General features: G+C 48.2%; 11 protein-coding genes. 10 read left to right on the top strand and 1 reads right to left on the bottom strand.

Translation table 11 applies throughout. The features are described 5' to 3' along the window. The coding region (locus C7B77_RS17130; RefSeq protein WP_106307381.1) for a LysR family transcriptional regulator at nt 1-881 on the bottom strand (881 nt) is incomplete at its 3' end. A 133-nt stretch (nt 882-1,014) separates the two neighbouring features. Between C7B77_RS17130 and C7B77_RS17125 the strand changes: the two genes are divergently transcribed. From C7B77_RS17125 to C7B77_RS17085, 10 genes are all read left to right on the top strand, one after another. Further along, nucleotides 1,015-1,218, top strand: a complete 204-nt coding sequence (locus tag C7B77_RS17125) for a hypothetical protein (protein ID WP_181243898.1) — start codon at nt 1,015-1,017, stop codon at nt 1,216-1,218. A 19-nt stretch (nt 1,219-1,237) separates the two neighbouring features. Continuing rightward, entirely contained in the window at nt 1,238-1,828 is a 591-nt protein-coding gene (locus C7B77_RS17120) for a Crp/Fnr family transcriptional regulator (protein WP_106307378.1), read from the top strand. 211 nt (nt 1,829-2,039) lie between these two features. Further along, complete coding sequence (locus C7B77_RS17115; RefSeq protein ID WP_106307375.1) at nt 2,040-2,735, top strand: SDR family oxidoreductase; 696 nt, start codon at nt 2,040-2,042, stop codon at nt 2,733-2,735. A 158-nt stretch (nt 2,736-2,893) separates the two neighbouring features. Continuing rightward, on the top strand, nt 2,894-3,970 hold the full coding sequence (locus C7B77_RS17110; RefSeq protein WP_106307372.1) for an SDR family oxidoreductase: 1,077 nt from the start codon (nt 2,894-2,896) through the stop codon (nt 3,968-3,970). A gap of 74 nt (nt 3,971-4,044) precedes the next feature. Next, the gene (locus tag C7B77_RS31475) at nt 4,045-4,173 is read left to right on the top strand and encodes a thioredoxin domain-containing protein (protein WP_281261370.1); all 129 of its coding nucleotides are present in this window, start codon (nt 4,045-4,047) and stop codon (nt 4,171-4,173) included. A gap of 7 nt (nt 4,174-4,180) precedes the next feature. Next, nucleotides 4,181-5,245, top strand: coding sequence for an NADH:flavin oxidoreductase/NADH oxidase (locus tag C7B77_RS17105; protein ID WP_106307369.1), 1,065 nt, complete (start codon nt 4,181-4,183; stop codon nt 5,243-5,245). 18 nt (nt 5,246-5,263) lie between these two features. Beyond that, entirely contained in the window at nt 5,264-5,710 is a 447-nt protein-coding gene (locus C7B77_RS17100) for a DMT family transporter (protein WP_106307366.1), read from the top strand. Between the two features lie 64 nt (nt 5,711-5,774). After that, on the top strand, nt 5,775-6,542 hold the full coding sequence (locus C7B77_RS17095) for an SDR family oxidoreductase (RefSeq protein ID WP_106307363.1): 768 nt from the start codon (nt 5,775-5,777) through the stop codon (nt 6,540-6,542). 115 nt (nt 6,543-6,657) lie between these two features. Beyond that, nucleotides 6,658-7,287, top strand: a complete 630-nt coding sequence (locus tag C7B77_RS17090) for a glutathione S-transferase family protein (protein ID WP_106307360.1) — start codon at nt 6,658-6,660, stop codon at nt 7,285-7,287. Nucleotides 7,288-7,596: 309 nt separating this feature from the next. After that, entirely contained in the window at nt 7,597-8,493 is an 897-nt protein-coding gene (locus C7B77_RS17085) for an NB-ARC domain-containing protein (protein WP_106307357.1), read from the top strand. Nucleotides 8,494-8,700 lie beyond the last annotated feature (207 nt).

The raw sequence follows: 8,700 nt of genomic DNA, 5'->3' as shown, positions 1-8,700 counted from the left end.
AGCTGATATTCATTCGTAAAATATTCAATAAAACAACGCACTTTTGCGGGAATAAATCGTCCGCGCCGATAAACCGCGTGAATCGGTAACGGTGTGGGTTGATAATCCTTGAGAATAACTTTTAAACTATCGGATCGAATTAGATCGCCAAACAACCAAACGGGGCAAACTGCAATCCCTAATCCTGCGAATACAGCTTCCCGAACGCCAGTAGAACCATCAACACGCAGATTGCCGTTGACGGTGACTGTGGTGGTACCACCCGTCGGTAGGTGAAAATGCCAATCATTAGCAGTTGCCAAACGCGAATAGACGATACAGTTGCAATCTAGCAAATCTTCAGGCGTTTTGGGTTCTGGGCGATCGCGAAAATAATCTACCGCAGCCACCGTCACCCGATGAGTCACGCCAAGTTGATGTACGCTCAGCATTGAGTCGCTCACCGTTCCAATCCGAATTGCCACATCGATGCCTTCTTCGACCAGATCGACAAAGCGATCGTTCATCATCAGATCCAGCTTCAGGTCAGGATAGCGACTGAGAAAGCCCTTGAGATAGGGGATAACTTGATACTGACCGAATGCCACCGAACAGTTGACCCGCAGCGTTCCAACTGGGTTTTGGCGTTGACCGACACTGGCGATCGTTTCGGCGGCGGCATCTAATAAAGACTGGCACCGCTCGAAAAAAAGTTCGCCCTCTTGCGTCAATTGGAGTTTAGTCGTCGATCGAGTTAAAAGCTGTACGTCCAGATAATCTTCCAATGCCGCGATCTTTTTACTAATCGTGGGTTGAGTGGTGTTGTATTCCCGCGCCACCGCCGAAAAGCTGCCCATTTCCACTACACGCACAAAACTTTCAATACAGTCAAGGCGATCCATTGGCTAGGTCATTCCAAAATTGAATAAGATATATTCTATTTTACCTGCTTCTCAAACTAATTGGAATGATAGAAGATGAAACAGTAGACAACAAAAGATTCAATTTTTAACCTTCATCGATCGGGAGATTGCTATGAATATTCACAACTCAGTTGATTTTGTCACAGGTGCAAATCGCGGTATTGGCAAAGCCTTTGTCGAAGCATTAGTCCGAGCAGGTGCCCGTCGTATTTATGCAACGGCTCGATCGCTTGACGCACTTACTGATGTAGTAGCGATCGCGCCCAATCCGACTATACCGACGATCGTAACCGTTGAGAGCCAAGCGATCCATTAAATTGCTACTCGATTGAGATATGAATGTTCTGAGTTCTAAACCACTTTTGATGTTACTTGAGGGAGCGATCGCCTACCGAGACTTGGTAAATGGACAAACGCTGTTTTACCAGGGAGATCGGGCTGAGTCAGTTTTTGTTGTAGAGTCAGGAAAAATTAGGCTTGCCCATTTCACCCAAGCTGGAAAAGTCATTCAACACTATGACGTGGTGGCTGGTGAGAGCTTTGCTGAGGCAGCATTGTTTAATTCAGTCTATGACTGTGCTGCGATCGCCCAGATCCCCTCAAAAGTGCTGGTGTTGCCTAAAGAGATTTTGTTAACAACCTTAGAACAACAGCCAACGTTAGCAATGGAAGTAATGGCGCAACTAGCGAAACGGGCATATGACACTAAAGTCTTGCTACATCTCCGCAGTATTCGATCTCCCCGCGATCGCGTTCTACACTACCTTCAACTGGTTGCCCAGTCTAACAAGGTGAGTTTGAAACGTTCATTCAAGGATATTGCTGAGGAAATTGGCATTGCTCCAGAGGTCTTCTCCAGAGCACTCTCAAGCTTGGAGCAAGATGGTGTAATTAGTCGCAGTCAGCGCAATATCGACCTTCATTAGTCTGCGCTCTTCAATATGGTTTTTTCGCTTAACAATAAGTTTCAAAAATTCGATCGAAACTTGACCCCAGTCAATGACGCTGACGATTGAAAGCAATAGACTTATGCGAATGGCCTCAAAGAAAATCGATGGAATCTAAAGTAGCCGAACTTTAGAGAGGTACAACATGGCTTTTCGGCAAAAATTTTGATGATTAACTAAGGAGATTGTTATGAACGTTCGAGACTCAGTTGCTTTTGTCACAGGTGCGAATCGCGGAATTGGCAAAGCCTATGTTGAGGCTCTCTTGCAGGCAGGTACTCGCCGGATTTATGCCACCGCTCGATCGCTCGAATCACTCGCAGATGTAGTTGCAATTGCGCCCGATCGCATTATTCCCATCGCCTTGGATGTAACCGACCTCGATCGAGTCAAGGCAGCAGCCGAAACTGCCCAAGATGTCACCTTGTTGATTAACAATGCGGGTGTAATTGGCTCTGGCGGACTATTTACCCCTAATAGTGTGGAAACCGCTCAATGGGAGATGAATACCAACTACTTCGGTACGCTGTCGATGGTGCGGGTCTTTGCACCGATTTTGCAGCGCAACGGTGGCGGCGCGATTGTCAATATGTTATCTGTGGTATCTATTGCCAGTGCGCCTGTTTTTGGCTCCTACAGTGCTTCTAAAGCTGCCCTTCATTCCTTAACTCAAGACATTCGCGCCGAGTTGGCAGCACAAGGGACACAAGTGGTGGGTGTCTTCCCTGGCCCCGTCGATACAGCGATGACAGAAGGTTTACCTGTCGATAAAACCGAACCGATTGCCGTCGCTCAGGCAGTTCTGCAAGCGGTGGAAGCAGGACTTGAAAAGTCTATCCCGATCCAGTTTCTCAGAGTGCATTTGCGGCGATCTCCGCACCTTTAAAAGCCGTTGAAAAAATGTTTGCAGGTTGGATGCCTCAATAGGTCGGCGATCGATCGCCTTTTCTACAACTAGTTCGGCAGTGAATTGGGGGAGATTTCCTTCCCTGAATTCTACCCGATCGTCTCACCCGAAAAAATCATCAATCGAGGAGAAACTGTATGAGCGAGAGCAAAAAGCCTACCGCAGTAGTTGTCGGTGCAACCGGAATCATTGGTAGAGCGATCGTCGCAAAACTGGCACAAGTGGGCGGATGGCGGACGATCGCAGTTTCGCAATCTGGCAAAACCGTACCAGGAGCAGATGAAGCGATCGGTGTCGATTTGTTGGATAGCACCGATGCTCGTCTTAAACTTGCAGCCGCCAGTGAAGCGAGTCATCTCTTTTTTGCAGCCTACGCACCGCGAGCGGGTTGGATTGAAGAAGTCCAGCCCAACCTGGCATTATTAGTGAATGCCATCGATGGCTTGGAGTCGGTGCGAGCACCCCTACAACATGTCACTCTCATCACGGGGGCAAAATATTATGGAGTACATGTGGGCGTTTCGCCATCACCTGCTCTAGAAACAGAGCCAAGGCATATCGGGCCAAATTTTTACTATGCCCAGGAAGACTATCTCCGATCGCGATCGCCGAGCAGCACCTGGCAATGGACGAATCTGATTTCAACCCATCTGACGGGTTTTGCAGTCGGCAATCCCATGAACTTGGCACTCTCGATCGCGGTGTATGCTTCAATCGTGCGTGAGGTTGGTTTGCGTCTTGATTTTCCAGGAAGTGCTGCTGCTTTTGGGGCTATGACCCAGATCGTGGATGCGGAACAAGTTGCCGCTGCTGCCATTTGGGCAGCCGAGACTCCACAGGCGGCTGGTGAGATTTTCAATATCTCTAACGGCGATCCCACGCGATGGTCTCAGCTTTGGCCCGTTTTTGCGGCAGACTTTGGCGTACCGCTGGGCAGTCCGCGTCCGTTGCCCCTAGCAGGTTTCATGGCTGAGTATGCCTCACTGTGGAAAGCGATGGCATCAAAATACAATCTGGCAAATTCAGATCTTTCGACGCTGGTGAATTGGCAGTTTTTGGAATTTATGTTCGCCATCGATTATGACATCGTGCTAGCACTAGGTAAGATCCGTCGAGCTGGATTTACGAGTCAGCCAGACACGGTAGCAGGCTTTAAGCAGCGATTCCAGCAATATCGCCAAGAACGTATCGTTCCTGATTTTGCCAGTCTGTAAGTATCGAGGCAGCTCTATACCGCCGATAGATCGCGATCGATCTCTTTGCTTGGGCAACACCAAATTGGATCGAAGTGCCGATTTCGATCGAAGAGTTGGGGCTTGTTTACTCCGTCAAACTCATCAACCTGCTTCAACGGGAGCAGAAAACACCCAAACTCAATGGTAAGGTGCCTGTAATTGTCGATTCGCTAGAGAGATGACTGAACTATGACTGCTCTGTTTGATTCTTTTCAACAACGAGGCGTGACCTTTCGCAATCGCATTGGTGTCTCCCCCATGTGTCAATACTCTAGCCAAGACGGATTGGCAAGTGACTGGCATTTAGTTCATTTAGTCAGTCGTGCTGTGGGCGGCGCAGGACTAGTTTTTACTGAAGCAGCAGCAGTCGATCCACTAGGCCGGATATCTCCTGGCGATTTAGGCATCTGGGCCGACGAACAGGTGCCGATGCTCGCCAAAATTGCCAAACTGATTCAGGAAGCAGGTGCGGTAGCAGGGATCCAACTGGCTCATGCGGGGCGAAAAGCTAGTTGTACCGTGCCTTGGGCGGGTGGCAATCCGCTAACTCAGGCTGAAGGAGGATGGCAGCCCATTGCACCGAGTGCGATCGCCTTTAATGACGTGAGTTCGGTTCCAACTGCGCTTGCAATTGAAGGGATCGAATCGATTCAGCAATCCTTTATCCAAGCAGCGCAAAGAAGCATCGACGCAGGCTTTCAGACTATCGAAATTCATGCCGCCCACGGTTACTTATTGCACGAATTTCTGTCGCCATTGAGTAACCACCGCACAGATCGCTACGGCGGGAGTTTTGAAGGGCGCATTCGCCTCCTCGTCGAAATCGTCCAAGGAGTACGCGCCATCCTTCCCGACCATTTGCCGCTCTGGGTGAAGATTTCAGCCACCGACTGGGCAGAAGGGGGCTGGGATTTAGAGCAAAGTATTGCCCTGAGCAAAATTCTCAAAACTGCTGGTGTCGATCTGGTGGATTGTTCGACAGGCGGTCTGATTCCTGGGGTTAAAATTCCGACAGAGCCAGGTTATCAAGTGCCGTTTAGCGATCGAATTCGACAGGACGCAGGGATCGCAACGGCTGCGGTGGGGATGATTACCACCCCCGAACAAGCCGATCGGATAATCCATAGCGGGCAAGCCGATATAGTATTGCTGGCTCGCGAACTGTTACGCGATCCGTACTGGCCCCATCGCGCTGCCAAGGAATTACGGGTCGATGGTCACCCGTATCCTCAGCAATATGCAAGAGCGTGGTAATTCACTGAGGATATCTCAATGTCAATGCAATCCCTGTTATTTTGGCTAATCGCTTTCGTCATGGGCGTAATTACCTCAGTCTATTTGCCGATGAATGGAGTTGTTGCCAGATATGTTGGCTCTGCCCTGTTAGCAAACATTCCGTTTTATCTGCTGGGCGCAATTACCACGCTTTTACTCTTTTCATTCACGGGTAATTTTGGTGCGGTTTCTCGACTTCGAGAGGTTCCCAGTTATCTTTACCTGAGTGGGTTTATCAGTGCCTTTCTGGTCTTTGGATCTACATTTTTGATTCCCAAGTTAGGTGCTGGACGATTTTTTGTGCTATTTGTGGCGGGACAAATTGTGATGGCACTAACAGTTAGCCATTTTGGCTTACTGGACTCGCCTCAAGATCCCATCACTCTGAAAAAAGCATTCGGTGCAATCTTACTCCTAATTGGCGTAACCCTTGCCACTCAATAACAACTCAACAAATTAAGAAATGGATGAAGATTAAGAATGAGCTGATAATTTTTGGCAGGTTAATATGAGCGATCGATGGACATTGACAAACAAAAAAGCCTTGGTGACAGGAGCCACTAAAGGCATTGGTAAGGCGATCGCCGCAGAGTTTTTGGCTCTTGGAGCAGAAGTATCGATCGTCGCTCGGAGTGAAGCATCTGTAGCTGATACGGTCGCTACTTGGCAGCAACAAGGTTTGAAGGTAAATGGTGTCGTTGCTGATGTATCGACTCCAGCAGGTCGTCAAGCAGTTTTTAGCCATGTTCGAGACACGTTCGGTTCTCTAGATATTCTGGTAAATAATGTCGGGACTAATATTCGCAAAAAGGTGGCGGACTATACCGCCGCTGAATATACCTCGATCTTCCAAACGAATCTAGATTCAGTGTTTGAGCTTTGCCAACTTGTGTACCCTCTGTTGCAGGCGAGTCCCGATGCCAGTATCGTCAATATCGGATCTGTAGCTGGATTGACAGCCATTCGCACAGGTGCCCCCTACGGTATGACAAAAGCCGCCTTGGTGCAGTTGACCCGCGCTCTGGCAGTCGAATGGGCTGGCCATCGCATCCGAGTCAACACGGTAGCTCCCTGGTTTATTCAAACGCCGCTGACGGAACCGCTGTTGAGCGATCCGGAGCTACTGCAAGAGGTACTGTCACAAACACCGATGGGACGGGTTGGCGATCCAGAGGATGTGGCTGGGCTAGTAGCATTCTTGTGTATGCCGTCATCCGGTTACATTACTGGACAATGCATTGCTGTCGATGGAGGTTTTACCGCTTTTGGATTCTAGTTGAGAGCGCATTTTCATTAGGCGAAGAGGCGAAGATTCGTCAACACTTTTACTTGCATAAAACACGATCCCTCGCATAACCCAATTTCCATTCAATCTTTTAGAAGAGATCCCCATGTATACCATCTACACATTCCCTACACCCAACGGCATCAAAGTGCCGATCGCTTTGGAAGAACTCAATCTTGAATACAAGCTCCATCCGGTTAACATCCGCCAAGGTGGTCAGCGCGAAGCCGATTTTGTGGCAGTGAACCCCGCTGGCAAAGTACCTGTGCTTATCGATGAAAACACTACTGGAGATCGATTCACACTTACAGAATCCGCAGCTATTCTAGTTTTTCTCGCTGAAAAACATGGCAAATTGTTGCCGACAGAACCGATCGATCGTGCCCAGGTGTTCGAGCAGCTATTCTTCCATGCCTCCGGACTCAGCCCAGCATTTGGACAATCGGGCTATTTCCAAAAACTGGCATCCGAACCAATGCCCTTGGCGATCGCGCGCTTTCATGGCGAAGCCAAGCGGACACTCGGTTTACTCGACAGCACCCTAGCACAAAGAGCTTATGTGGCTGGAGATGATTACTCAATTGCCGATATCGCCCATTTTGGCTGGCTATGGCGGCGGGCGTTTGCTGGTGTGGAATTCGACAATGCTCCCAACGTCGCCCGTTGGTATGAGTCGATCGCCGCACGTCCTGCCGTGTTGAGTGCGATTTCCAAAGTCGAAACCTTGGCAGCATAATTGCTTTCCTACCCCATTTTATTTTGCTGATAATCGATATCGAGATCGCGCGATCTCGATATCGATTTCTGTATCTTAAAAGATCGATCGAAGCTGAAAATACCAAATGAAATTTTATTGGTATTTTCAGCTTTTTTTCATGCTCCTCTAAGCAATGTAATCCATCATTATATACATCAGGTTTTGTTGGGACGGAGAATTGATGACTGGGTGATGTAATATTTTTAATGCCTTTTCTTGCTTGCTTCTTTCTCACTTCAATACTTAATTTAACAGCACACTAGCTAACATAATTAGCCGATCGCGTCAATGAATTACGTTTTTCCAGATCCCAAACGATATCGCGGTTTTGTGCTGACATCGATCGGGTTGCAAAAAGTCCAACAGCGAATCCAATCCTTAGAACTGCAAACCGGAGTCCATCAGGGAGCTAGAGCCATCGCCGAACGCGTTCAAACGATCGAACCCGATGGGATTCACCCGATTACAGTCAGAAAAATCTTGCGCGGCGATCGAGGGGTAGACAAGAGATCGATCGAGCGGGTGTTTGCGGCTTTACAATTAGTGCTAGCAGTAGGCGACTATACCCATGCGGGTTTAGCTAAGGGTAAGATCTCGGCAGATTTCGATCGCGCAGGCGTTCGCCGTCATGTTGTCTCGGAAGACTCGAACTCGATCGCTCAAACCGATGTTACTGGTTTGATGAAGGAGAGATCGCGGCTGCGTCACAAGATTTTAGTCGATGAGTGCCGACTAATGGTAGTCGTAGGAGCGTCAGGAACTGGCAAAACCGAACTAGTGAAACAAATTACAGCCGAAGTCGCACCAGCATTTGAGTACTTTGTCTGGCAATCGCTCGCTCCTGCGCCCACGATCGACATCATGCTTGCGGGGTTGCTCGAATCTCTTCTCGATCCCTTGGATGAAAATAGGCAATTACCGATGACAGTTGCAGGTTCGATCGCTTGTTTGCTCGATCGGTTTCAACGATATCGATGTTTGTTAGTTTTAGATGGAGTTGAATCGATTTTAACCGATCGTCCGGTTGCTAGAGATTATCGTCGGGGATATGAAGGATATCAGGAAGTTTTTGAGGCTATTTCTACTCGATCCCATCTCAGTTGTTCGATCTTAATTAGTCGTAAACAGCCTAGCGGATTTGAGTATTTAGACGATCGATTTGTAAGTATTATTCAACTTCCATAAATTGAATGGATGGTCACTTTGCCTGCAAAAATTGTTCGTAAAGATCGACCGATCCAGCACTACCAATTACTAAAGGCGATCGCCTTAGTGGTGCAGAAAACTATTTTTCCGAATAAGTAAATGACACAACCTTAGAGAATTCAATCCGCTTTTCTAGCTTGGCTCGTTTTTTGAGAGAAGCACAAGCTGGAAGTATCTTATCCCAGG

This window comes from Chamaesiphon polymorphus CCALA 037 (assembly GCF_003003845.1).
In the GTDB taxonomy this organism is placed as follows: domain Bacteria; phylum Cyanobacteriota; class Cyanobacteriia; order Cyanobacteriales; family Chamaesiphonaceae; genus Chamaesiphon; species Chamaesiphon polymorphus.
Note: the sequence above shows the minus strand (reverse complement) of the source record. Positions and strands in the feature narration are given on the sequence as shown.

Bases quoted from the DNA above. Each gene is read 5' to 3' on its own strand.
- C7B77_RS17125 (WP_181243898.1), top strand. From the start codon at position 1,015: ATGAATATTCACAACTCAGTTGATTTTGTCACAGGTGCAAATCGCGGT.
- C7B77_RS17120 (WP_106307378.1), top strand. From the start codon at position 1,238: ATGAATGTTCTGAGTTCTAAACCACTTTTGATGTTACTTGAGGGAGCG.
- C7B77_RS17115 (WP_106307375.1), top strand. From the start codon at position 2,040: ATGAACGTTCGAGACTCAGTTGCTTTTGTCACAGGTGCGAATCGCGGA.
- C7B77_RS17110 (WP_106307372.1), top strand. From the start codon at position 2,894: ATGAGCGAGAGCAAAAAGCCTACCGCAGTAGTTGTCGGTGCAACCGGA.
- C7B77_RS17105 (WP_106307369.1), top strand. From the start codon at position 4,181: ATGACTGCTCTGTTTGATTCTTTTCAACAACGAGGCGTGACCTTTCGC.
- C7B77_RS17100 (WP_106307366.1), top strand. From the start codon at position 5,264: ATGTCAATGCAATCCCTGTTATTTTGGCTAATCGCTTTCGTCATGGGC.
- C7B77_RS17095 (WP_106307363.1), top strand. From the start codon at position 5,775: ATGAGCGATCGATGGACATTGACAAACAAAAAAGCCTTGGTGACAGGA.
- C7B77_RS17090 (WP_106307360.1), top strand. From the start codon at position 6,658: ATGTATACCATCTACACATTCCCTACACCCAACGGCATCAAAGTGCCG.
- C7B77_RS17085 (WP_106307357.1), top strand. From the start codon at position 7,597: ATGAATTACGTTTTTCCAGATCCCAAACGATATCGCGGTTTTGTGCTG.